This window comes from Thiothrix sp. (assembly GCF_028714775.1).
Lineage (GTDB): Bacteria > Pseudomonadota > Gammaproteobacteria > Thiotrichales > Thiotrichaceae > Thiothrix.
Genome location: NZ_JAQTLS010000006.1, coordinates 21,024 through 44,458, shown reverse-complemented (window position 1 = coordinate 44,458; position 23,435 = coordinate 21,024). Strand labels below are relative to the sequence as shown.

Below are 23,435 nucleotides of genomic sequence, written 5' to 3'. Positions count from 1 at the left end.
CCGATTCAAATGGGCGGATGTTCCTGACCCGTCCGTATAAAAGGAGAATTATACATGAATACAACGAAACATTGCCGTTTACTCATTCTCGGTTCTGGCCCTGCGGGTTACACCGCTGCTGTGTATGCGGCACGTGCCAACCTCAACCCTGTACTGGTAACAGGTATGCAACAGGGCGGGCAGTTGATGACCACGACCGAAGTGGACAACTGGCCCGGTGATGACGCAGGGGTCATGGGGCCGTCCCTAATGGAACGGATGCAGAAACACGCCGAACGTTTCAATACCGAAATCATTTTCGACCATATCCATACGGTAGACCTGCAAAACCGTCCGTTTACCTTGACGGGCGACAGTGCCACTTATACCTGTGACGCGCTGATTATAGCAACAGGGGCATCTGCCCAATATCTGGGCTTGGATTCCGAAGAAAAATTCAAAGGCCGGGGCGTTTCCGCCTGTGCGACCTGCGACGGTTTCTTCTACCGCAACCAGCGTGTTGCGGTCATCGGTGGCGGCAATACTGCTGTAGAAGAAGCGCTGTACCTTGCTAACATCGCTTCCGAAGTCATTTTAGTACACCGCCGCGACGAATTGCGTTCCGAAAAAATCCTGCAAACCCAACTGTTTGAAAAGGCCGAACAAGGCAAGGTCAAACTGATGTGGAACCACAACCTTGACGAAGTACTGGGTGACAAAACTGGCGTCACTGGGATGCGCATCAAGCACACCCAAACTGGCGAAACCCAAGACATCGACCTGCAAGGGATTTTCGTTGCCATCGGTCACAAGCCGAATACTGAAATTTTCAACGGGCAATTGGAAATGCACAATGGCTATCTCAAAGTCAAAAGTGGGATGGAAGGCAACGCCATGCAAACCAGCGTTGAAGGCGTATTCGCAGCAGGTGACGTGATGGATCATGTCTATCGCCAAGCGATTACCTCCGCCGGGACAGGCTGTATGGCAGCACTTGATGCCGAGAAATACCTCGACCAACTGGCGAAAAAAGGCGCGTAAGCCGTTTGACCCAATCGCTCAGCCTCACATTGCTCAATGCCAACTGGCAGGAAGAACCTTTCCCGCCAGTTGGCTTGGCGTGGGAAGAACCCAACGGTTTGCTGGCAGTCGGCGGTGATTTAAGCCTTAAACGCCTGCTCAATGCTTACCGGGGAGGCATTTTTCCGTGGTTTGGGCCACGTGAACCGATTTACTGGTGGTCGCCAGACCCGCGTACCGTGTTGTTTCCGCACAAAGTACGCATTACCCGCAGTTTACGTAAATCCCTGCGTAACAAGGGCTACCGGATTACCTTCGACACTTGTTTCGCCGATGTGGTGAATGCATGTGCTGCCCCGCGTGCCTACGCCAGCGGCACGTGGATTACCAATGAAATGCATACCGCTTACTGCCGTTTACACGCGGCGGACGTTGCCCATTCCATCGAAGTTTGGAACAAGGCTGGGGAATTGGTCGGCGGGCTGTATGGGGTTGCGGTCGGCGGCATTTTCAGTGGCGAATCCATGTTCAGCCGCGAGCCGGGTACCTCGAAAATGGCACTGGTGGCGCTGGCTTACCACGTACAAAAATGGGGCTTTGCCGTTATTGACTGCCAAATTGAAAATCCGCATTTGATGAGCATGGGGGCAGAAAACATCCCCCGCCGCGATTACCTCGCGCTGTTGCAAGCCAACTTGCAGCATCCACCGCCGCGTTGCTGGCAAGCTGATCCTGATTTCGACCTATCACATTGGGAACCTGAACAATATGTACGATGATGAGCCGCAAAAACCACCGTTCAGCGCCGAAGAAATCCGCATCCTCGGTTGCCTGATAGAAAAGCAACTGACCACCCCGAACAATTACCCACTGACCTTCAACTCACTGATGTTGGCCTGCAACCAAAAAAGCAGCCGTGAACCGTTGATGAACCTCAAGGAAGGCGTAGTCAGTCATATCGCCAAAGATTTGGTGGAACTCGGCTGGGCAATCATCCAAAACACCGAACGTGCCCAACGGGTCGAACACAAAGTTAACCGCAAACTGAAGCTGAGCCAGCAACAGCAGGCCATCCTTGCCGTGCTGATGCTGCGCCGCCCGCAAACCCTGAATGAAATAAAAATCCGCACCGAACGCATGGCGGAATTCGGCAGCACCGACGAAATCCGTGACATCATCGACGCATGGTTAGCCAGTGAAACGCCGTTGGCGATGCGTTTGCCTGCGGGCTCAGGCCGCCGCGAAGACCGTTACTACCACACCCTCGGCACAGAAAAGCTGGAAGATTTACAGGAAGAACAACCTGCTACCGCAGCGACGACTGCCCCTAAACAAGATTGCTGCGAAGCACTCGAAACCCGCCTTGTCGCATTAGAAAAACGCCTCGCTGAGTTGGAAGCACAACTGCGCTAAGGGCAAACATTTTCCCTCCCCCACCATAACATTGCTAACCGCTGGGGCTGCTAGGTTGCGCCGTTGGTAGTGCGCGACCTAGAGACGCTGATGCTTTTGTTTTAAACAAATGCAATACCCGCACGGGTTATCCCATTCATCGTCATCAGGGTTAGTAATACTGTATGTCAGATAGCGATTTTCCACGCTTGGCCTCCGGTGAGGAGGCGGATATTTGTTTGCTGCTGGAGGGGAGTTACCCCTATATACGCGGCGGGGTATCCAGTTGGGTGCACCAACTGATTCAAGGCTTACCGCAATACCGTTTTGCTGTCATTTTTGTCGGTGCGAGTCCCGAGCATTATGAGGGCATCCGTTATGCGTTCCCGCCTAATCTCTGCCACTTTGAAGCACACTTTTTAAATCAGGCATTGGATGTTTCCGCACCGCACGGGCGCAAAGGCAATGACGCATGGTTTCAGGCGGTAGAACACCTGCATTCGCAGTTCAAAAATCGGCGGCACGGGCTGGATTTGGTCTCTGTTACGCCCTTCATACAGCAGTTACTGAGGCTCATTAGCACTGGGGCAGATGACTTTTTCTACAGCGAACAGGCTTGGGAACGCATCACCCGCGAATACGAAGCCAATTGCCCGAATATGCCGTTCAATGAGTATTTCTGGACGATCCGTTCCATGCACACGCCGTTGTTTGCCTTGCTGACAATAGCGCAACAAGCCCCGACAGCGCGTATTTACCACACCATTTCCACTGGCTATGCAGGTGTTTTAGGGTTCTTTTTACGGGTAATGCGCAACCAGCCTTTGCTGTTAACCGAGCACGGAATTTACACCAAAGAACGTTACATCGACCTCTATCAGGCGGACTGGATCCAAGAACAAGAGGCGACACTTCCCATTGGCCTGCACGGGCAAATCAGTTACGTGCGGCGCTTATGGGGACGTTTCTTTGAAGGCTTAGGGCGTCTGGCGTATGCCGCTTCCCGTGAAATCATCACCCTTTACCCCGCCAACCAACGCACCCAAATCGAATACGGGGCAGACCCGGCGCGTTGCCAAGTGATTCCCAACGGGGTCAATGTTGAACGCCTGAAAGCCACCCGCCAACACCGTGCTGACACCATCCCCCCCATTATGGGGTTGATTGGGAGGGTCGTCCCCATTAAGGACATTAAAACCTTTATCCGCGCCGCAGGCTTGGCAAAGCAGCAACTCCCCAGTTTAGAAGCTTGGATCATTGGCGGAGAAGATGAAGACCCCGGTTATGCCGCCGAGTGCCATGCCTTGGTTGCCCACATGGGGTTGCAGGACACGGTGAAATTCTTGGGCTTCCAATCGGTGGATGTGATGTTGCCGCAATTGGGCTTGGTGATCTTGAGTTCCGTCAGTGAAGGACAACCCTTGTCAGTGCTGGAAGCGTATGCCGCTGGCGTCCCCGTTGTCGTCACCGATGTCGGCTCCTGCCGGGAATTGGTGGAAGGTTATACCGAAGCGGATAAGGCATTAGGCAAGGCAGGTTGCGTCGTGCCGCTGGCAAACCCACAAGCCATTGCCGATGCTTCCGTCGCGCTGTTAGGCAACCCCGAAGCGTGGTATGCCGCCCAAACTGCGGCGATTGAGCGGGTTGAACGGTTTTATACAGAAACGGAATTTTTACGCTGCTACGACAATTTGTACCAGAAGGTATTGGAACATGGCCGGAATCGGATTTGAACTCAAAAAAATGATGGATGATGGAAGCTGGTTCGGGCTTGCCAAGGCGTACACCTATGCAGGCATTATCGGCTCTGGCCCGTGGGTATTGTCCATTATTGGCATCCTGTTGGTGGGCGGGCTTGGCTTGGCGGGGCGCGGGACGGCAACAGGCGATGAATTTGTCTTATCCGTAACCTACCTCATTTCGCTCTCGTTAATCCTCAGCGGTGCATTGCAATTGGTGTTCGTGCGCTTTGTTTCAGACCGGATTTACCAAGGCGACGAGGATTTAATCTTACCCAACGTATTGGGCGCTATTGGTGTGATGACCTTGGTTTCGGGGGTAATCGGCACGGTACTGGCACTGACTTTGTTCCGTTATGACCCGGTTTATGCCGTGTTGATGCTGGTGAATTTTGTGGTGCTGTGCAATGTCTGGGTGGTAGTGGTGTTTGTCGCTGGCATGAAAAACTACCACGCGGTACTGATAACCTTTTTTGCGGCCTACGGCGGTATCCTTGCGCTGGCGTGGCTACTGCGCGGAGCAGGCACGGCGGGCGGTTTAATCGCGGTGTTGGTAGGGCATTCCTACCTATTACTGGCGCTATTGGTAATGGTGATGCGCGAATACCGGGCAGACATGTGGTTACGCTTGGATTTTTTGCAACTGGATAAAATACAGCCCAGCCTGATCGTCACAGGCGTTTGCTTTAACTTGGGCGTGTGGGTGGACAAGTGGATTTTCTGGTTCTACCCCGCCACCTCAGATGCGGTGAACGCGGTATTGCGGGCATCAGTCATTTACGACCTGCCCTTTTTTCTTGCCTACCTTTCCATCGTGCCCGGCATGGCGAGTTTCCTGATCCGGGTTGAAACGGATTTCGTCGAAACTTACCGCGACTATTATTCAACCATCAACGGGCGCAGTACTTTGGCAGAAATCAAAGCCAAACGTGAAACCATGATCACCAGTGTCCGCGATGCCTTTTGGGAAATTGTCAAAATTCAGGGGCTTACGCTGATGATTTTTTTCTTGCTAGCGGATGACATTATCGCGTGGCTAGGGCTGTCATCCTTGTACGTGCACCTGTACTACCTTGATCTAGTCGCCACAATGCTGCAAGTGCTGTTCCTGACCACGCTAAGCATCACGTTTTACTTCAACTTATTGCGGCAGGCCATGTGGATGACGATAGGGCTGTTTATAAGCAATGCCACGCTGACGCTCATCAGCTTATGGCTAGGCCCTTCATTTTATGGCTACGGGTTTGCACTGTCCCTATTAGGGATGACAGTGGCGGGCATGGCGGCTTTATCCGGCAAACTGAACCGCTTAGAGTACCTGACATTTATGATGCAGCGCTGAGGTCTACCCTTCCCTTAAAGCTTGCGAACTTATGGATAAGAGGTAAATTACATCATGAAAGATACAGTGGTAAACAGCCATCGGCTGAAATTCTATTTAAATGCCACATTAATTGGATTAATCAGCATTGGCTCACCCGCGATGGCGGCAATTACCATAGATGGTGGTATCACAGATTGGACGGCGGCTGACCGGATAGATACATCTGCTGGCTTTACGGTTGCCGGTTATGAATTGTCGGGGCGCTATGAAAGTGGGGCATACAAATTTTTGTTAAGGTCAGTTCCACAAACAGGAACTACTGCTACAACAATTGGCCCTAACACCACCATTTGGTTAAATACAGATCAGAATGCCACAACGGGTTATAAGATTTGGGGCTGGGCAGGTGGTGAAGAATTTAGTGTTAACATCGCTAGCGACAATACACTGGACTTATACAAATATGCGACTGTTAATGGCGTTGCCACTGAAACTTTAGTTAAAAAACTAGCGACCACTGATTATGTATTAATGGTTGATGCCGCCACAGGCAGTCAAGCACTAGAATTCCAAATCGCTGAAGCTGACCTGACTGCCGCTGACGTTGCCACACCCAGCAGTGCAGGCATTAAGTTATATTTGGATGTCAATAACAGTTATTTTCTACCCGCAGCTTATGCTAATGGTGAATATGCCATTTCCCGCGCTGAGTTACCTGTCGCCGTAAAAAATGGCAGACGTATCGGTATTGTCTATTCTGCTACCAGCGCCAACCGTTTCTGGGCGTTGAAATCGTATTCACAATTAATCATGAGTGCGCAAGTCCAAGCTATGCAGTCTGGCATTCCATTTGATTTACTGAGCGAAGATGACCTGACTGACCTCACCAAGGTCATCAAGTATGACACGTTGGTATTCCCGTATTTTGCCAATGTCGATACCAGCAAACTTGCCAAAATTGAAGAAAACCTGACCTTAGCCGCAACAAAGTACAATATTGGTTTCGTAGCAGCAGGCAATTTCATGACCAATGACCAAGCAGGTAATGCCTTGCCGGGCGACTCCTACACCCGCATGAAAAACCTGTTGGGGATCACCCGCGTGAATGGCGCAGGCCCCGTAGCATTAACCGTCAATGCTAGCAATTCCACCCACCCACTATTACAGGGTGGTTATACGGCTAATGAAAATGTCCTGACTTACGGTACGGCATACACGGACTATTTTGATACTGCCAGTATTGCCGGATACACCGTAACCCCTGTGCTGAACCAAGTCCTTGGCGGCACTGATACCCGCAATGCCGTGTTAGCATCGACTGGAGCAAGTGGCGCACGCAATGTACATTTTGGCGCCCTCCAATTCATGCAAGATGCCAACTTATTATGGCCTGCTTTACAGTGGAGTGTTTACGGTGGCAAAGCACCCGCAGCCTTGAAGATGGGGCGTGAAACATCGCTCTTCGCTGCCCGGAATGACATGGATGAAAGCATGTATCCCGACGAAATCGCCACCGTAGAAACACCGCTGTTAACGTTGCTGACCACTTGGAAAAATACCTACAACTTCGTGGGTTCCTATTACATTAACATCGGTAACAAACCTAATGATGCCAATGACCAGCAAATGACTAACTGGGCTGTTTCAGGGCCACTCTATAAAAAATATTTGGCGCTCGGTAACGAAATCGGAACCCATTCCTACACACACCCCATCGACACCAATGTGTTAACGCCTACCAACATCCAATTTGAAATGGGGCAATCAAGAACTGAGATTGAAGCGAATCTTGGACTCACTAACCTTGGTGGAGCCGTGCCGGGTGCGCCTGATGCCATGCCTGCGGCGACTGAAATGCTCAAGCATGTCAGCTATCTCAGCGGTGGATATTCTGGCGTTGGCGCGGGCTTCCCGAACGCACTTGGCTACTTGACCCCAGCGGACACGAAGGTCTATCTCAGCCCCAACATGACCTTTGACTTCACTAATATTGAATTCCTAAAGAAAACACCAGCGCAAACCGAAGTTATTTGGGCGACAGAATTTGACAAATTGAATAAACATGCCAACCAAGCGTTAGTCCATTGGCCTTGGCATGATTATGGCCCAACGATTGGAACGGTTAAGAACTACGGCGGGACAGGCATTAATTATACCGTTGCGATGTACACCAACCTGATCAAGAAAGCATTTAATGCAGGCACGGAATTTCTCACGGGTGCTGACCTCAGCAAACGCATTGCCAGTTTCCGTAATAGCATCCTAACCATCACCCAACCGGATGCTTCGACGGTGAACGTCAACCTGACTTCTACCGATGCAGGGCGGTTTGCCATTGCCACAGGCTCACCGATTGCATCCGTGGATAATTGGTATGCCTACAACACCCAGAAAGTGTTTCCTGCACAAACTGGCGGTGCATATACCGTGCGTTTAGGGGCAACACCAACAGCAGTTACGCATATCACCAAACTTCCGATGCGGGCTAATTTGTTATCCACGAACTTAAACGCCAAAACACTCACATTTAGTTTTAAAGGGCACGGCTCAGTGGAAATCACTCCAAACTGTACCGCAGGCACCTACAAACTAAACAATGCCAGTGCCACCAACACAAAGTTCAACCTCTGCACGACCAAGAAACCCATCACCTGTAGCAAGGTATTACTTATGAAATTCATACCCGCTGCGACGGATTTAAAACCTGATGAGACTGTCCAAAATGCAAGCATGACCTGTCAGTAGTAAAAATGTGTGTCAGTAATTAAATCAAACGAGATAAATAATAAATGCATGTTTTATTTAAGACGCTGGTTTTGGCAATGGTCTTAGTTACATTGCCGTTACAGGCAGCAGAAATGCATAGCACCGCCGTGTTCTACGCGGCAGACTTACCCATTGACCTGCTGGGAAAATTCCAGCGGGTGATTGTGGAAGCCGATAACGTCAAGCCCACAGAATTGCAGGCATTACATCAAGCAGGAGTCAAGGTGCTGGCTTATGTCAGCATCGGTGAGGTCGCACCAAGCCGCAAATGGTATGCACAAGTCAAACCCGAATGGATATTAGGCAAAAATCGGGTTTGGGACAGCGAAGTCATGGATATTGCCAATCCCGGCTGGCAACAGTTTGTTATTGAGCAATTGGTTGCACCCTTGGCAAAACAAGGCTATGACGGCCTGTTTATGGACACCTTGGATAGTTTCCAATTACTCGCCAAAACCGATGAAGCAAGGCAGCAACAAGCCAATGCCTTGGCAGATTTATTACGCAATATCCGTAAAGAATACCCACAGATAAAACTGGTTGCCAATCGTGGGTTTGATGTCATGCCACAAATTGCTCCCTTGCTGGATGCGGTGCTTGCCGAATCACTGTATGCCTCGTGGGACAATGCCCATCAGGAATTCAAACCAGCTACCCCTAGTGATACAGAATGGTTATTACAGAAACTTAAAGGCATTCAACAAGAGTTTGGATTGGAAATCATCATTCTCGATTACCTGCCACCAACCCAAGTCGTTGAAGCCCGCCAACTGGCAAAGAAGATTCAGGAACAAGGTTTTGTGCCGTGGATCAGCACTGCTGCGCTGGATGGTATGGGAACCGGCATGGTTGAAGTTGTACCAAAAACGTTTTTGCTACTATTTGATAGTGCCAAAGACACCGCGACACCCTTACAGTCAAAATACTATCAGGCGGTGCAGCAAGCACTGGAAAAGCGCGGTTATCAATTACGTTTACACGATATACAGTCTGGTTTACCGAATGCCCCGCTGCTGGGTCGCTATGCAGGTATCCTGAGCTTCTTAGCTTTTACAGACCAACCTGCTTCATACCAAATTTGGCTTACTCAACAACAAGAAAAAGGTGTGTTGATCAAAAGCCTAAGATCAGAAGCAGATATTCCAACTGCTGATAAAGCAGGAGTAAAATAATGCAAAAATCCAGCCTATTCGCATCATCTAACTTGATGATTGCCACCACCTTATTTGGAGGGATGCTGTATGAACTGTATCCCAACCATGAAGCATTACTTCACATCGGTCAAAGCGGCGACGACTTAAAAACACAATTCGCCAATCCGCTTCAAGCCGAATACGCCCGTGTGAAAATCCGGGAAGATGTACCACCCAGCAAAGTTCTCGCTTTGGCTGAACAATTAACTGCGCAACACTTTTGGCGAGAATCCAGTCACTTATTAGGACGCTTATCCAACCATGCTGACCAAAATATAAGGCAGCAAGTTGATTGGTTATTATTGAAAAATCGTCTGGATGCTTATTACAGCACTACCACGAATAAAGCAATCAGCGAGCCAATGCGCAACGCTGCCAAACAAACCGTCCGTACCCAGCTCGTCGTGCTTGCCAAATACCCTGAGTGGGATAGCAAGAAACTCATGGCACTGGCGCAATATTGCTCAGATTTCAATCTATTACCGCAAGCCGCACGCCGTTTTGCACAGCTTGCGGAAGTGGACACAAAGAAACGGCAACAATGGCTGATAACAGCCGCATCATCGGCAGAGCTGGCAGGGTTATGGCCAGATGCCGAACGTTATTTGCGGAAAGTACGGGATGATAAAGCAACCGTATTCAGCAAAAGCTCGACGGCCTGCGCGTGGATGGAAGCAGCCATCAAGACGGGACAACGTTCAGAAGTTGTCGACTACCTGTCTACTATCCAGAAGAAATTACCGGATGACCCCGCAGCATTAGTACAGTTAGCCACGCTGAGTTTAAAGATTGGTGAGCCAAAAATAGCCGTATCCATCTACCAAAAACTTGCCAGCATCGACCTAAGAAATGCGCAAACTTGGCATGAAAAAGTGGCTCACTGGGCACAATCTGCTGGCTTATACCAAGAATCGGCTGATGCATTAGATTATGCCCAAGCCTTAGCCCAAAATCCTGCTGAACAACTTTCTTTACAGCGCCGTAGTATCGACCTGTGGATAAAAGCGAAGCAACCCGATAAAGCACTGGCAGCACTAAAACCCTTATTGGCGCATCCAGAGTATAAAGAACGGGTGCTAGAACAAAGTATCCGCGTAGCTTATTTGGCAGAACAACAGCAACAAAACAAATTGGCAGTAAGCTTATGGCAATGGATACTACCACGCAGTGATGAACCATCATTATGGAAACACGTAGCACTCTGGCAAAGTGGACATAAACGCTATGCTGCTTCATTGGCTACATGGGAACAAATAGAAAAACGCTTTGGGACGGACACCCAAATCACCTTAATGAAAATTCAGTTACATTGGGAGCTTCGCCAATATCAACAAGCATCCCAGTTAGCACGAAACCATAGTAATAAACTGGGAAAAACAGCTAGTACTTACCAACGCACTATTCTAGCTAAGTTACCAAGAATATCTAAAGAAATTTGAGGCTCGCCGACAAGAAGTCGCCATGAGGTAAGGTTATGATGGATCAAGCCATAGAGTTAACACGGTCAAAAAAGAAAATACACAGATGGATAGAAGTAACATTACTTTCCATCGGCTTGCCTGCGAGCGCATGGCTATTAAATATGTCTGATCCTTTCTTTTTAAAAGCTGCGTTTCCTTGGATTATTACGCCTCCCTTATTAGCTTCACTGCGCTATGGGAGCCGATGCGGATTTTACAGTTTACTACTATTGGCGGTACTGTCACGGACATATTTATGGACACAAGGCATTGAAACTGACCACAACTGGTTTGAACTGTGGGCAGGTGGCTTGTTTGTGTGCTTAGCAGCAGGTGAACTGGCAGGGCATTGGAAACAACATTATTTAACAGAAAAACACCGCGCCGAAGCAATGCAGTCGGAAGTCACCAACATCGAACAAAAAATTCAATTGTTACAAATATCCCACACCCAATTGGAAGTAGAATCAATGGGTTCCAACCGCTCACTCTGGCGTTCCCTGAAATTATTGGAAGATGAAATCCCTGCCGGACAAGCTTCACTGGAACGCCTGCCCAGCCTAGCGAAAAAAATGATGCAGATTTTGAAAACCTACGAATGGTTAGAAGTTGCTGCATTCTATGCCATCAGTAGCAGGGGAAAACTGTGCCAACAACCACTGGCTAGAACAGGAAATATGATAGCACTAACGCCTCAAGACTACCTCTTACAACAAGTACTTGAAACAGGCCGCCCGATCAGCTTGAACCGGAATTCCAGCCTTGCAGGCTCTTATCAAGAATTAGGGACTTCCCTCTTAGCGGCATTTCCAATAGTAGATAAACAGCAAACGGTACATTTGGTTTTAGCTGTCCAGCAAATTAACTTTTTAGCCTTTGAACCTAAAAACCTGAACTTGCTGGCGACCTTATGCGCTTGGCTGAGTGCACGGCTCGAAGATGCAACCGCACACCAAGCACTCATACCCACAAATCTCTCCCCGCTTTATAACCAGTGGAAAACCACCGAGAAAGAAGTCCACTCTGCCTTGGAATTGGTTGCTTGCCACCACAAATCGACATTACTGGTCGGATTCAATATCGAAAATTCCGCCGATAAAGAAAACTACCTCACGCATTTCGCAGAAAATATGCGCGGTGGCAACCACTGTTGGCGCGTTGAACGGGAAAGCGATACCGTACTGATTTTATTGCTACCGATGCTGGATGGGGAATCCTTTGGGATGTTGCACCGGAAGCTAGAAAACGATTTCTACCGGCGTTTTAACCAAACATTTACGCAAGCGGGTGTACTTTTCTACAGCCAATATTTTCACCGTTATCAGCATCGTCAGGAGCTGGTTGGCTATTTGGACTTACTGAGGCAGCCCCATTATGCACTGGCTACTGCTTAGTCTTGCGGGAATTGACACCCTCTGTCTGGCAGGGCTATTGGGTGTCTCCCCACAACTTAACACCGTATTTAACGCACCTGTGTGGCTAGCAGCACACCTCTTGGTGATACCGGTTGGCTCACTGTACTTGGCAAAAAAGACCCAAACGGTTACACCTGTATACACCTTATGGCTAGTGCTCCTCACCTTCTTGCCTGTTATTGGCTTAGTATTGGGCTGGGTGTTTTTGCGTAAGGAAGCGTGGTACAGACCTCCTGTCGTAAAAGCATTGTCACCGCAAGAAGCGGCAGGTTACTTTGACATTACCACTGAAGCACAAAGCCCTTATGAGTTCACCCAAGCTAGCCAACGGATGAGTGCCTTAACGACTGATGATTATTTAGACTTACTGAGCGCCACACGCCAATTGGATGGAAAACATTCCATTACCTTATTAAAAGATGCCCTCGATAGTCAGACAGAAAGTGCGTGGTTGTTAGCCCATGCCTTATACACCAAAAAAGAACAACAGTTAGCGCAACAATTATCTGCCCTCATTGAGCAATTTAAACAGGGGCAAGGACGCAATCCACAGCTTCATTTAGCCTTTGCGCAATTGTATTGGCATTGGTTCGGGCTTGGGGTATTGGGTGAGGAAGGATGCCGCGAAATGCTAGCTAAAATTCGCTTACATGCCGACTTTGTGCTGAAACTACTACCTAACCTCGCGCAAGCACATTGGCTAATTGCGCAGACCAACCTGCACAACCAACATTACCAGTCCGCCAAACAGGCTTTTCAGCAGGCATTGGTGCAAGGGTACAGACCAGAATTGGTATTACCGTATTTACAAGAAATTGCCTTCCGGCAAAACCGCCCAAATGCACACGAACATTTTAATAAGGAACTACCATGAAATTACCACTGCAAGTCATTCCTACCGGCTTATTACTACTAACTTCAGCTCATGAAGCATTAGCCGCAGAGTGGGATGGCTGGTCTGAAGTCAACGCCAGCACCGATCATTACGACACTTCCGACAATTACCGCAGAAATACCGTAAAGCTCAATTACCAACGTGTCAAAACCAATGCTGGCGCACTCACGCTGGGCGTCAATGCTGCCGAGCACCGCGTCAATAATAAGGGGGCAAATTACCAAGCTACCGAAGTGGGGGTCAAAGCACGCAAAAAAGTCACCGAACAATTCGCAGTCGAAGGCAATCTTGGGGTCATTAAGATCAAAAAACCTGTGGGTAGTAGCAACCAAACGACAGCAACCCACCGGGTACGGGCAGAACTTAAACCCAACGCCAAAACCATGGTGGCACTGGAACACAATAAGGATGTGCTGTTCAGGGAGGAAGTTGGGCTTAGCACCAGCGGCGAAATCCTGACTACCGAAGCGACCGCTATGGAAGTGATCGTAACACCAAGCAAACGGACTTCCGTTTCCAGCAAGTTACAACATAAAAAATTCAGTGATGGCAACCGTAACCGGGAAGCGTATGTGGGGGCGTTTTACGGTGTGACACCTGCTGCCGAACCGCGCCTGTGGGTCGGTGTTGAGGGGACGCAATTGGATCATGACCGGCAAGAAACCGGCTATTGGTCGCCAAAAAATTACCGCTATGTCGGCGTAAACGCACATGGCAACTTGCCCGTCAATGAAAAACTCGATTTAACCGCAAGTGTCAGCAAAGGCCGTAGCAAAGACGACAAATCAAACGGCTATGTATCAACCCTCAACGCTTCCGTGGGAGCTAAGTTCAACCTACAAAAAGACATGAACCTTTCACTGGACGTGCGGCACGGGCAATCTCACCGCAGCGGTGAAAAATGGCGCGGTGACGGCGTGATGATGGCATTCAATTATGCGTTCTAAGGCCACGCTACTGGGTTAGCGATGGGGGCAACACGAGGAAGTGCTGCTACATTTAGCGCCGCGTTGCAACAATGACCGTTCATGCGCATCACTTCAAGCGCATGGACTGCCTGCAGCAAACCTTGCGCTGCTGAGAGCTTAAACCACAAAGCGGCGTTTTCATTGCTTTGCAAAACCCCTTGACCGCCGTAATACATTGTCCCCAATTTATATTCCCCGATCGGGTTGCCCTGCTCCGCCGCCATTCCGTAGTAATACGCTGCCTGTGTGTAATCTTGTTCTATCAGCTTGCCTTCGCGGTACAGTTTGCCCAAGTGTAACTGGGCATCCACATCACCCACGGCAGCAGCTTGCTGATACCAGTACACTGCCTTGGGCATATCCGCAACATGCTCGTAGCTGGCTGCCCGCAGGTACAATTCATTGGGAGTTTCCGCCCAAGCAACGCTACTCAGGGCAACCAATCCCCCCCCAACGATCACAGCCAAACACTGATTCCATGTGCGCATATTTCACCTTTAGTTATCCATCGCAATGCCATAGAGTATATGCAAGCTTTGGTAAATTGCCGGTGGAAGCATTAGCCGCTGGCTGACGGAAGGTCGCAAATGTGCCGCCATGCAGGATGTGTGGCAATCGCCTGTAACGCAGCCTGCAACAGGGTTTTTCCCGGTTCCATGCGAGGCCACGTCGACAAGCCAGAGGGATGCGGCAAGGGAATAAAATCCACTTCACGCCCATCAATCACCTGCCGATGGCAAAATCCCACCACTTCATCCAGCTTTTTCGCGCGTAGGAACTGGTTTATGGCAAGTTTTCCCACCAAGATGACCAATTGCGGTTGCAGCAGGTGAATTTCGGCCTGTAACCAGCCCGAACAGTTCGCCACTTCCAGCTCTGACGGCATCCGGTCGCCACCTTTGGGGTTTTTGCCGGGAAAGCAGCGGCACACAGCAGACATATAAACCCGCTGACGGAAGGTTTCCTCATCCAGCCCAATGCCTTCAAACCACTTGAACAGGGTTTTGCCCGCCGTCCAGCCAAACGGGCGCATCACTTTCGCTTCGTGGATACCGGGTGCTTGCCCAATAGACATGACTGGCGACATCACAGGCTCGCCCGTGATCACCGGGCGGATCATTTGCGGGCAAAGCGTGCATTGGCGCAACGCCTGCTGGTGGATAACAAGTTCAGGATGTGGGTTGATGATACTGACCTTATGATGCAGGTGGTGGTGCTTCACGCCACGCCCGTATCCAGCGAACCAGCCCACGGATAAACCCGACGATAAACATAATCCCGCCCACGATGCCGAAAACAGCCCCCACAATCATTGACAATAATGGCCCTGCCACCGCAAATAAAACCTTAGCAAGGTATATGGGGAGCGCAAAAACCGGGTTATCTGTCTGCGTGCTTGGCGCTTGAATGGAATCGGTCGACCCACTGCTCATGTCAGGAACATAGAAAACCAGAAAATACGCAACAAGAACCATAATTGCCCCGACAACGAGGGTTCGATTCAGCAGATGTTTCGCGAATTGAAATGATCTCATGATTAGTCCTTGCTATGCTGGATAGCCATTAGCTTAGCACGCTTTGAAATAGCTTTCTGGAGAGGCCGACGACATGAAATTTGCCACCTTCAACCTTTACCAGTTTGTTGCCCCCGGTTGTTACTGGTATGCGCGGGATGAGCGCAACACCTACAGCCCCGCCGAATGGGAGCAGAAACAACATTGGGTCAGCGCCCGCCTCCAGCAAATGGCGGCGGATGTGGTCGGTTTCCAAGAAGTTTTCAGCGTCCCGGAACTGCAACAATTGTGTGCCGCTGCGGGCTACCCGCATTTTGTCACGGTGGATGAACCCGGCGGTCTCGCCGATGCCCCTGACATTTACCACCGTTCGGTCGTGGCACTGGCTTCACGTTTTCCGGTGCTAGCAGTACATCCGTTGGAAATCCCCGCTGAGTTACGCAGCGAATTGTCCTTGCCCGATAGTTTCCATTTCAGCCGCCGCCCCATTTGCGCCGATCTGGACGTGCCCGGTTTGGGCTGTGTGACGGTATACGTGCTGCACCTGAAATCCAAGCGTCCGCCCGGCCTCGACATGCATTACGACGATACGCTGGAATGGCGGCAACGCATCCGCGATACCCTGCTGCGCCTATCACGTGGCACGATTGCATCGCTATGGCAGCGCGGCATGGAAGCAACCTTGCTTTACCACCACATCAGCCAACGCTTGGGGCAAGATAGCCAACACCCCATCGTGGTCATGGGTGATTTCAACGACGCGCAAGATTCTATCCCACTGGCGGCACTGACCATGCAGGAACGCATCCACCACATCGGCAGTGTCGGAGAAGAAAACTGGCCGCACGGCATCAAGCTGCACCTGCACGAATACCGGCTGGCAGACACTTTCCGCTTGGCAGCCAACATGCGCCAGCGGGTACGCCCATTCACCCATATCCACCACGGGCAAGGTAATGTGCTGGATTATGTGCTGGTTTCCAACGCGCTGAACCCGAAAAATCCGGCAGCATTGGCAGAAGTCAGCCACTACGAAGTTTGGAACCAACATCTGGAAGACGATGGGGTAGAAAACCGCCTGCAATCCGACCACGGGCAAGTGTGTGTCGAATTCCTACCCTGCGACGTGCAACCCGATTACATCGCTACCCTCCACCAAAAACCTGCCCACAGCATCACCAGCGTGGCGGACATCGTAACCCGACAAGATTTCGTCGAATACGCAGGCGGTGTCTACCAATCACCGCAGCACTTCAAGCAATGGCAAAGTAACGACAAGTGGAAGCATTTCTGGTCATTTTTCTTTGACACCGAACACGGCTGGGTCACGGCGATTTACGGCACATCACCCGTCACCGAGTTGTACCAAAAACAGCGCCACAGCATTGAACACATTATCCCACGTGATTTCCTCGACCGTTATCTGGCGCACAAAGGCGTGCCGCGCCATGTGCGTTACGGCGCGACCACCAATCCCTTTAACTTTGCCCCTTCTGAGCGTGGTTTGAATGCCAAACGTTCCAACTTCCCGTTTGATTTCAATGACGACAAAATCGTGCGTCCCTACCAGTTGGAATTACACCCGGAAAACTTTTCCGGCACAGGTTTCGATGCCGACCACGAATGGGTGATCCCATCGCGTAACCGGGGCGATATTGCCCGCGCCATCCTGTACATGCTGCTGGTGTATGAAATCGACGAGCTTTACAACCAACATATCAGTACGTTGACTCACTGGGCGAAAATCGACAGCCCCAGCGCCTGGGAAATCGCCTACAACAATTGGGTCTATGCCCGCATCGGCATCCGCAACCCGTTCATTGATTCCCCGGAAAATGCGTTGCACCTGTTGGACAACAAACAACTGATGCAATCGCTGGAAGTGCGCTAAATCCAAACCGTGTTACACTTCCCCCCATCCAAACCAACGGACAACGACTGATGCAAACTCCCGACCCTAACCCTAATTTTTGGATTGGCAACGGCCTGTTGGCCTTGTCTTTGGCAATGCTGTTTTTTATGGACACCCTTTCCCAAATGCTTGGTCTTGGTGCAGTCGCCTTGTGGATGCTGATGGCGGCAGCAGGCATGTATTTCATGATGAAAAGCTAAGAATAACAAGCAACTAAAAGTAGAAAAGATGAGTAAGGATACCCAGACCCAGCACACGCCGATGATGCAGCAATATTTCCGCATCAAGGCCGAATACCCCGACATCCTGCTGTTCTACCGCATGGGGGATTTCTATGAACTGTTCATGGATGATGCAAAAAAAGCCGCCGCCCTGCTGGACATTACCCTCACCGCACGCGGCTCTTCCGCTGGCGAACCGATTGCGATGGCGGGTGTGCCTTACCATGCCGTCGAGCAATACCTCGCCAAACTGCTGAAAGTCGGTGAATCGGTTGCCATTTGCGAACAAATCGGCGACCCCGCCAAATCCAAAGGCCCGGTCGAACGCAAAATCACCCGCCTGCTCACCCCCGGCACTGTCACTGATGACTACTTGCTGGACGACCGCCGCGATAACCTGCTGGTAGCGATTGCCCGTACCGAAGACCATTACGGTATCGCCGCCATCGACCTCAGCACCGGACGTTTCACCGTACAGGAAGCCGATTCCGCCAACACCCTGCACAATGAAATCGAACGTCTGCAACCGGCTGAAATCCTGCACGATGAAGACTGGAAGCCCGCTTTCGTCCGCAACCGCATTTCCACCCCGCGCCCGCAGTGGCATTTCGATCTCGACACCGCCAAACGCCTGCTATTACGCCAGTTTGGGGTGCACGATCTCTCCGGTTTCGGTTGCGATCATTTACCACTAGCCATTGCCGCTGCGGGGGCATTGCTCAATTACGTGCAAGAAACCCAGCGTACCGCCCTGCCCCACATCAACAGCCTAACGGTAGAACTCAGCGACGAAGGCATCATTCTCGACGCTGCCAGCCGCCGCAATTTGGAACTCGAACACAGCCTGAGCGGTGAACACAAAAACACCCTGATTTCGGTAATCGACAAAACCGCCACCAGCATGGGTAGTCGCCTGTTGCGTCGCTGGCTGAACAAACCGCTGCGTGACCGTTTCACCCTGCGTAACCGCCATCAAGCCGTCGGTTCGCTACTCGACCAATACCGTTACGAAACCATCAACGATACCTTGCGCGGCATCGGCGACATCGAACGCATCGCCAGCCGTATTGCCCTCGGTAGCGCCCGCCCGCGCGACCTTTCCACTCTACGCAGCTCTTTGCATGTATTGCCACGCATCCATCAGCTAATCCAGCCACTCGATAACCCGCACATCCAGCAGTTGCAATCCCATATCGACCTGCACGCAGAACTGCGCCACCTGCTCGACAGCGCCATCATCGACAACCCGCCGGTAGTCATCCGCGATGGCGGCGTGATTGCCCCCGGTTTCGATGCCGAACTCGACGAACTGCGCAACTTAAGCGAAAACGCCGACCAGTACTTGCTTGATCTCGAAGCGCGGGAAAAAGTCCGCACCGGCATCACCAACCTCAAGGTAGCCTACAACCGCGTGCACGGCTATTACGTAGAAATTCCGCAAAGCCAGTTGAGCAAAATTCCACCTGACTACATCCGCCGCCAAACTTTGAAGGGCGTAGAACGCTACATCCTGCCGGAACTGAAAAAGTTTGAAGACAAGGTACTGTCCGCCCGCGAACGGGCGCTTGCCCGCGAAAAAGCCATTTACGACAACCTCTTGCGCGATTTACTGGAGCACCTCACCCCGCTGCGCAACAGTGCGCAAGCCATCGCTGAATTGGACGTGTTAAGCAATTTCGCCGAACGCGCCAACACCCTGAATTACAACTGCCCTGCGTTGGTTGACGGCGCAGGTATCCAAATTGAAGGTGGACGCCACCCCGTGGTGGAACGCACTTTGGACGCACCATTCGTGCCGAATGACCTGTACATGGATTCGCGCCGCCGCATGTTGATGGTGACGGGGCCAAACATGGGCGGCAAATCCACCTACATGCGCCAAGTCGCGCTGATCGTTTTGCTGGCGCATATCGGCAGCTACGTCCCCGCACAGACTGCCCGTCTCGGCAATATCGACCGCATTTTCACCCGCATCGGCGCACACGATGATTTAAGCACCGGACGTTCAACCTTCATGGTGGAAATGACCGAAGCCGCCAACATCCTCAACAATGCCACCGCCCATAGCCTTGTACTGATGGATGAAATCGGGCGCGGAACCAGCACTTTCGACGGCCTATCGCTGGCATGGGCATTCGCCGAATACCTCGCCCGCGACCGCAAGGCTTTTACCCTATTCGCCACCCACTATTTCGAGCTAACTTCACTCGCGGAACAAATCAGCACCATTGCCAACGTGCATATCGACGCAGTGGAACATGGCGACAAGATTGTGTTTTTACACGCGGTGAAGGACGGCCCTGCCAACCAAAGCTACGGCTTACAAGTAGCACAACTGGCAGGCGTACCGAAAAGTGTGATTGCACAGGCGAAAAAGAAACTGGTTTCACTCGAGAAACACAGCCAGCAAGCCCCAAAGCCGGGGCAAACATTGCCCTTGATGTTCGACCTACCTTCAGAACCCAAAGATGCGGTAGCAGAGAAAGTAAAAGCGGCGCTGCAAGCCATCGACCCGGATGAACTCACCCCACGGCAAGCGCTGGATGAACTCTACCGTTTGCGCAAACTATGCCCGTAGGTTGATGGCTTATATCCCCTGCCCGGTCAGTACAATGCGGGTCGTTTGCAGCAATATTTTCAAGTCCATCCACAGGCTTTGGTGCTTGATGTAATACATATCGTGGCGGTGTTTGTGCATCGCATCTTCAATCGACGCGCCATACGTGTATTTCACCTGCGCCAATCCGGTAACGCCTGGCTTGACCATGTGGCGAAAACGGTAGAATGGGACATGCTTTTCCAGATCATGGATAAAGACCTCACGTTCTGGGCGCGGGCCAATAATGGACATCTCGCCACGCAGCACATTGATCAACTGGGGTAACTCATCCATCCGGGTTTTGCGCAGGAATGCACCGACCCGCGTTATCCGGCTGTCATTCTTTGACGCCCAACGCACCCCGTCCTTTTCTGCATCCTGACGCATGGAGCGGAACTTGAGGATGTCGAATTCCTTATTAAACAATCCAGTACGGCGCTGGCGGAAGAACACTGGCCCCGGTGATTCCAGCTTGATCGCCAACGCAATCAATGCCCAGAAAGGCAGGGTCAACACCAACAGGGAAACCGCCATAATCGTGTCGATAGCAAATTTCTGCCACTGCCGTGACTTATCCAAGGAAAGGCGCATCAGGTTATTGTCCAACAAATAATCACTGTGCAGTAATTCCACTTCAACAAGACTCAAGCGTTGCTCAAGGTAGTCCAACAAAGCAACGACTTGTCCGCCAGCACTCACCGCGTTCACTAAAAAGTCCACTTGTGCATCGCTTAGGTTGCTGCGTTTATGGAAGCAGAACACTTTTCCAGCGTAATCACGAATCTCGTACTGATTAATACAGTGCCGAATTTTAGCGCGATCCAAAATACTGGCAACGTGCCCAGCCTCACCTTCCGGCGAATAAACATAAATAAATGCCGCTTGTGTGTCGGCGCTCTTGCTAAGGTCGCGGGTTTCGGTTTCCTGAAGGAAGGAGGTTGTTGCTAACCGAAATGCTAAGCTCGTATTAGACATGGCTCACGCTCCACTCTTATTTGTTATAAACATGATCAACATCCTTATCGGTCATTAATTTTTACTATTTATCTAATGAATTTTTTCATTTCTTCTAGGGTGACTATGCGACCGAAAGTCCCTATGTCTCAATGGCAGGGCTTACAACCGATGGCTTTTGGCTGACGAAATGCACAGGCAGCACTTCCAGCAACTGCTTGTTGTTACTGCATGATGGATGCTTGCCGAGTAGACCGATGGATTTTCTACGTGCTTGCTTTGGTGTTTTGTAGGATTAGCGGACGTTTATGCGCATTCGTCAAAAATATCCGCCTTTTCCAAGCTGAATACTTCTACACTTCAATAAATGCCCACAATAAGCACATGCCTTTAACCAAAAACCGGGAAATATGGAATGCACCCTGAGACATTGAGCAAAATACTGACTGACTTGAATGGAACTAATGCAGGCATTGAAGCATCCGCGCTCGTTACCATGACGGGTTTGCCTATTTACACAACACTTTCTCAGGATATAGATGAAGATAGTGTCAGTGCATTAAGTGCAGCCGTCATTTCATTGGGTAAACGTTCACTGGAAGAATTGCTTTGCGGGAATCTTGAGCAGGTCGTAATAACGGGAAAGGAAGGACATGTCCTAATAACGCAGGCCGGAAACAAAACAGTCTTGGCGATGCAAGTACGGCTGGATGCACCCATTGACCAAATATTGCAGGATGCCCGCAATATACCCTACGAATTTTAGGCTCCCTCCCCATTTTTCGGGGAGAGAGCTGGAGGGGAATTATCGACTAACGGCAGGCACATTCTGCCGAAGAAATCCGGTCATTCCAGTGCTCCCCGACATAGTTGTAATCGCCTTCCAAAAAGACCCGGCTACGCCCACCCAAACCTTCGTGGCTGTAGACCGTCAAGCTACAACCTTGCGGCACTTTGACCGAAGAGGCTTGGTCATTCATCCCTGCCCCCAACATGCTGTAGCTGTTGTTGGCTGCTAGCGCCAGTTCACCACCCACAAAATTTACGTCACGGTATACGCGGCATGACTGCCGGACAGGTGGCGGCGGTGGGCGGCGGCCAGCACCATCGCCGTCACGCCAATGATGCCAACGGCGACCGCTCCATTCGGGTGGCGCGGTGCAAGTACACATTGCTGAAGACGTTTGGTTATCCCACAAGCTGCCAAGGTAAGGGCTTGATGTGGAAAGTACTTTGCTATCTCCCCGGAAATTAGGGTCGGAATAGAGCGTCAGTTTGCAGTTTTCGGTGATGTTGGCTGAAGACGTGTGGTTATCCCAGCTTGCCCCCAAATTTCCCAAACGTTCACCCGGCCCCAGTGTGCGGGTTGCCCCCTGATAGCGTGCGAAATCGTACAAATTACAATCGGCATACAGCATCGGGGTAAACAGCAAAAGTACAGAGGCCAGCGCACCTGCCCCACCCAGTTTCATCCTTTTCATTGGCATTCCTCGTGTTCTGGATTTTTTAACAATAGCCACGCGCAACAGCGTGATCTAGTAGGTTTGACCGTTTCAGGAAAACAAGTTCAGCATGGGTTAATATTTTTAATTTTCCTGAGATTCATCAAGCGTCTGCCGATAGAGCGGCGTACTGTGGAAGTATAGGCAAAGATTCTTTAAACCCATCAAGGAGGGCGAAAAAATGAACGCATTCCGTTTATCACTTATCGGCCTGCTGGTAGCAGCACCATTATGCGTGGTTGAACCAGCCGAACCGCTGTTACCGAGCGAAGGTGTCGGCGTGGACATTACCCAACCAGCAGGAAAAGTCCTGCGTGAAGGCGGTTGGGAATTGCAAATCTGGTATCGCGCCAAAGGCAGCCGCAGCGAAGGCCAGCACGGTGTATTGTTGCATGATGGCAAGACCATCAAAGGCACAACAGTTGGTGCAGAGTTGGATACCGCACTCGGCAAGATGAAATATTACGGCACTGCACCGGGCGTACCGTGGAACCCCAGTGGTTGGCATTTCGCCGACAAGGGTTTGATCAAGCCATCTACGTTTTGCCCATGAGGGTGTAAAGGCTGAAAGTACGTTTCCCG

21 protein-coding genes are annotated in these 23,435 nt (G+C 50.8%); 16 read left to right on the top strand and 5 right to left on the bottom strand.

What is annotated here, in order from left to right:
* The first annotated feature begins 54 nt into the window (after window positions 1-54).
* The 11 genes from trxB to PHE17_RS06575 all read left to right on the top strand — a co-directional run bounded on the left by trxB (window position 55) and on the right by PHE17_RS06575 (window position 14,130).
* A complete protein-coding gene (gene trxB, locus PHE17_RS06625; protein ID WP_301015037.1) occupies window positions 55-1,020 on the top strand; it encodes a thioredoxin-disulfide reductase in 966 nt (321 codons plus the stop codon).
* A gap of 5 nt (window positions 1,021-1,025) precedes the next feature.
* Entirely contained in the window at window positions 1,026-1,778 is a 753-nt protein-coding gene (aat, locus tag PHE17_RS06620) for a leucyl/phenylalanyl-tRNA--protein transferase (RefSeq protein ID WP_301015036.1), read from the top strand.
* Window positions 1,768-2,412, top strand: a complete 645-nt coding sequence (locus tag PHE17_RS06615) for a DUF480 domain-containing protein (protein WP_301015035.1) — start codon at window positions 1,768-1,770, stop codon at window positions 2,410-2,412. The genes aat and PHE17_RS06615 overlap by 11 nt, the downstream gene beginning before the upstream one ends.
* 164 nt (window positions 2,413-2,576) lie before the next feature.
* On the top strand, window positions 2,577-4,124 hold the full coding sequence (pelF, locus tag PHE17_RS06610; RefSeq protein ID WP_301015034.1) for a GT4 family glycosyltransferase PelF: 1,548 nt from the start codon (window positions 2,577-2,579) through the stop codon (window positions 4,122-4,124).
* Window positions 4,105-5,472, top strand: a complete 1,368-nt coding sequence (gene pelG, locus PHE17_RS06605) for an exopolysaccharide Pel transporter PelG (RefSeq protein WP_301015033.1) — start codon at window positions 4,105-4,107, stop codon at window positions 5,470-5,472. Before pelF ends, pelG begins: the two co-directional genes overlap by 20 nt.
* A 54-nt stretch (window positions 5,473-5,526) precedes the next feature.
* Window positions 5,527-8,199, top strand: coding sequence for a hypothetical protein (locus PHE17_RS06600; RefSeq protein ID WP_301015032.1), 2,673 nt, complete (start codon window positions 5,527-5,529; stop codon window positions 8,197-8,199).
* Window positions 8,200-8,243: 44 nt separating this feature from the next.
* Window positions 8,244-9,392: an endo alpha-1,4 polygalactosaminidase gene (locus tag PHE17_RS06595; RefSeq protein WP_301015031.1), complete on the top strand. Its 1,149-nt coding sequence runs from the start codon at window positions 8,244-8,246 to the stop codon at window positions 9,390-9,392.
* Window positions 9,392-10,852 (top strand): hypothetical protein, encoded by a 1,461-nt coding sequence (locus tag PHE17_RS06590; protein ID WP_301015030.1) that lies wholly within the window; start codon window positions 9,392-9,394, stop codon window positions 10,850-10,852. Before PHE17_RS06595 ends, PHE17_RS06590 begins: the two co-directional genes overlap by 1 nt.
* A gap of 35 nt (window positions 10,853-10,887) precedes the next feature.
* Entirely contained in the window at window positions 10,888-12,267 is a 1,380-nt protein-coding gene (locus PHE17_RS06585; RefSeq protein WP_301015029.1) for a PelD GGDEF domain-containing protein, read from the top strand.
* A complete protein-coding gene (locus PHE17_RS06580; RefSeq protein ID WP_301015028.1) occupies window positions 12,248-13,162 on the top strand; it encodes a hypothetical protein in 915 nt (304 codons plus the stop codon). Before PHE17_RS06585 ends, PHE17_RS06580 begins: the two co-directional genes overlap by 20 nt.
* A complete protein-coding gene (locus PHE17_RS06575; protein ID WP_301015027.1) occupies window positions 13,159-14,130 on the top strand; it encodes a hypothetical protein in 972 nt (323 codons plus the stop codon). Before PHE17_RS06580 ends, PHE17_RS06575 begins: the two co-directional genes overlap by 4 nt.
* On the opposite strand, the gene PHE17_RS06570 is transcribed toward PHE17_RS06575, so the two are convergent.
* The 3 genes from PHE17_RS06570 to PHE17_RS06560 form a co-directional block, all read right to left on the bottom strand.
* Window positions 14,127-14,639: a tetratricopeptide repeat protein gene (locus PHE17_RS06570; protein WP_301015026.1), complete on the bottom strand. Its 513-nt coding sequence runs from the start codon at window positions 14,637-14,639 to the stop codon at window positions 14,127-14,129. The two genes, PHE17_RS06575 and PHE17_RS06570, sit on opposite strands and share 4 nt — an antisense overlap.
* A gap of 71 nt (window positions 14,640-14,710) precedes the next feature.
* On the bottom strand, window positions 14,711-15,373 hold the full coding sequence (locus PHE17_RS06565) for a uracil-DNA glycosylase family protein (RefSeq protein ID WP_301015025.1): 663 nt from the start codon (window positions 15,371-15,373) through the stop codon (window positions 14,711-14,713).
* Entirely contained in the window at window positions 15,348-15,686 is a 339-nt protein-coding gene (locus tag PHE17_RS06560) for a hypothetical protein (RefSeq protein ID WP_301015024.1), read from the bottom strand. Before PHE17_RS06560 ends, PHE17_RS06565 begins: the two co-directional genes overlap by 26 nt.
* A 73-nt stretch (window positions 15,687-15,759) precedes the next feature.
* Here PHE17_RS06560 and PHE17_RS06555 point away from each other — a divergent pair, with 73 nt between their 5' ends.
* From PHE17_RS06555 to mutS, 3 genes are read left to right on the top strand one after another with little or no spacing between them, the layout of a single operon-like run.
* Window positions 15,760-17,556 carry an endonuclease/exonuclease/phosphatase family protein gene (locus tag PHE17_RS06555; protein WP_301015023.1) on the top strand — a complete coding sequence of 599 codons (1,797 nt, stop codon included), beginning with the start codon at window positions 15,760-15,762 and terminating at the stop codon, window positions 17,554-17,556.
* A 50-nt stretch (window positions 17,557-17,606) separates the two neighbouring features.
* Window positions 17,607-17,777 (top strand): hypothetical protein, encoded by a 171-nt coding sequence (locus tag PHE17_RS06550; protein WP_301015022.1) that lies wholly within the window; start codon window positions 17,607-17,609, stop codon window positions 17,775-17,777.
* Window positions 17,778-17,805: 28 nt separating this feature from the next.
* Window positions 17,806-20,376 (top strand): DNA mismatch repair protein MutS, encoded by a 2,571-nt coding sequence (gene mutS, locus PHE17_RS06545; RefSeq protein ID WP_301015021.1) that lies wholly within the window; start codon window positions 17,806-17,808, stop codon window positions 20,374-20,376.
* A gap of 9 nt (window positions 20,377-20,385) precedes the next feature.
* Here the strand turns inward: mutS and PHE17_RS06540 are convergent, their stop codons facing one another.
* On the bottom strand, window positions 20,386-21,372 hold the full coding sequence (locus PHE17_RS06540; RefSeq protein WP_301015020.1) for a sugar transferase: 987 nt from the start codon (window positions 21,370-21,372) through the stop codon (window positions 20,386-20,388).
* Window positions 21,373-21,766: 394 nt separating this feature from the next.
* Here PHE17_RS06540 and PHE17_RS06535 point away from each other — a divergent pair, with 394 nt between their 5' ends.
* Window positions 21,767-22,117 (top strand): roadblock/LC7 domain-containing protein, encoded by a 351-nt coding sequence (locus tag PHE17_RS06535; protein WP_301015019.1) that lies wholly within the window; start codon window positions 21,767-21,769, stop codon window positions 22,115-22,117.
* Between the two features lie 46 nt (window positions 22,118-22,163).
* Here PHE17_RS06535 and PHE17_RS06530 read toward each other — a convergent pair whose 3' ends face one another.
* Window positions 22,164-22,832 (bottom strand): peptidase inhibitor family I36 protein, encoded by a 669-nt coding sequence (locus tag PHE17_RS06530; protein ID WP_301015018.1) that lies wholly within the window; start codon window positions 22,830-22,832, stop codon window positions 22,164-22,166.
* Window positions 22,833-23,034: 202 nt separating this feature from the next.
* Here PHE17_RS06530 and PHE17_RS06525 point away from each other — a divergent pair, with 202 nt between their 5' ends.
* On the top strand, window positions 23,035-23,406 hold the full coding sequence (locus PHE17_RS06525) for a hypothetical protein (protein WP_301015017.1): 372 nt from the start codon (window positions 23,035-23,037) through the stop codon (window positions 23,404-23,406).
* Window positions 23,407-23,435 lie beyond the last annotated feature (29 nt).

Excerpts from the sequence above, each read along its gene's own strand:
- trxB (WP_301015037.1), top strand. The coding sequence starts at position 55 with ATGAATACAACGAAACATTGCCGTTTACTCATTCTCGGTTCTGGCCCT.
- PHE17_RS06615 (WP_301015035.1), top strand. The coding sequence starts at position 1,768 with ATGTACGATGATGAGCCGCAAAAACCACCGTTCAGCGCCGAAGAAATC.
- pelF (WP_301015034.1), top strand. The coding sequence starts at position 2,577 with ATGTCAGATAGCGATTTTCCACGCTTGGCCTCCGGTGAGGAGGCGGAT.
- pelG (WP_301015033.1), top strand. The coding sequence starts at position 4,105 with ATGGCCGGAATCGGATTTGAACTCAAAAAAATGATGGATGATGGAAGC.
- PHE17_RS06600 (WP_301015032.1), top strand. The coding sequence starts at position 5,527 with ATGAAAGATACAGTGGTAAACAGCCATCGGCTGAAATTCTATTTAAAT.
- PHE17_RS06595 (WP_301015031.1), top strand. The coding sequence starts at position 8,244 with ATGCATGTTTTATTTAAGACGCTGGTTTTGGCAATGGTCTTAGTTACA.
- PHE17_RS06590 (WP_301015030.1), top strand. The coding sequence starts at position 9,392 with ATGCAAAAATCCAGCCTATTCGCATCATCTAACTTGATGATTGCCACC.
- PHE17_RS06585 (WP_301015029.1), top strand. The coding sequence starts at position 10,888 with ATGATGGATCAAGCCATAGAGTTAACACGGTCAAAAAAGAAAATACAC.
- PHE17_RS06580 (WP_301015028.1), top strand. The coding sequence starts at position 12,248 with ATGCACTGGCTACTGCTTAGTCTTGCGGGAATTGACACCCTCTGTCTG.
- PHE17_RS06575 (WP_301015027.1), top strand. The coding sequence starts at position 13,159 with ATGAAATTACCACTGCAAGTCATTCCTACCGGCTTATTACTACTAACT.
- PHE17_RS06570 (WP_301015026.1), bottom strand. The coding sequence starts at position 14,639 with ATGCGCACATGGAATCAGTGTTTGGCTGTGATCGTTGGGGGGGGATTG.
- PHE17_RS06560 (WP_301015024.1), bottom strand. The coding sequence starts at position 15,686 with ATGAGATCATTTCAATTCGCGAAACATCTGCTGAATCGAACCCTCGTT.
- PHE17_RS06555 (WP_301015023.1), top strand. The coding sequence starts at position 15,760 with ATGAAATTTGCCACCTTCAACCTTTACCAGTTTGTTGCCCCCGGTTGT.
- PHE17_RS06550 (WP_301015022.1), top strand. The coding sequence starts at position 17,607 with ATGCAAACTCCCGACCCTAACCCTAATTTTTGGATTGGCAACGGCCTG.
- mutS (WP_301015021.1), top strand. The coding sequence starts at position 17,806 with ATGAGTAAGGATACCCAGACCCAGCACACGCCGATGATGCAGCAATAT.
- PHE17_RS06540 (WP_301015020.1), bottom strand. The coding sequence starts at position 21,372 with ATGTCTAATACGAGCTTAGCATTTCGGTTAGCAACAACCTCCTTCCTT.
- PHE17_RS06535 (WP_301015019.1), top strand. The coding sequence starts at position 21,767 with ATGCACCCTGAGACATTGAGCAAAATACTGACTGACTTGAATGGAACT.
- PHE17_RS06530 (WP_301015018.1), bottom strand. The coding sequence starts at position 22,832 with ATGAAAAGGATGAAACTGGGTGGGGCAGGTGCGCTGGCCTCTGTACTT.
- PHE17_RS06525 (WP_301015017.1), top strand. The coding sequence starts at position 23,035 with ATGAACGCATTCCGTTTATCACTTATCGGCCTGCTGGTAGCAGCACCA.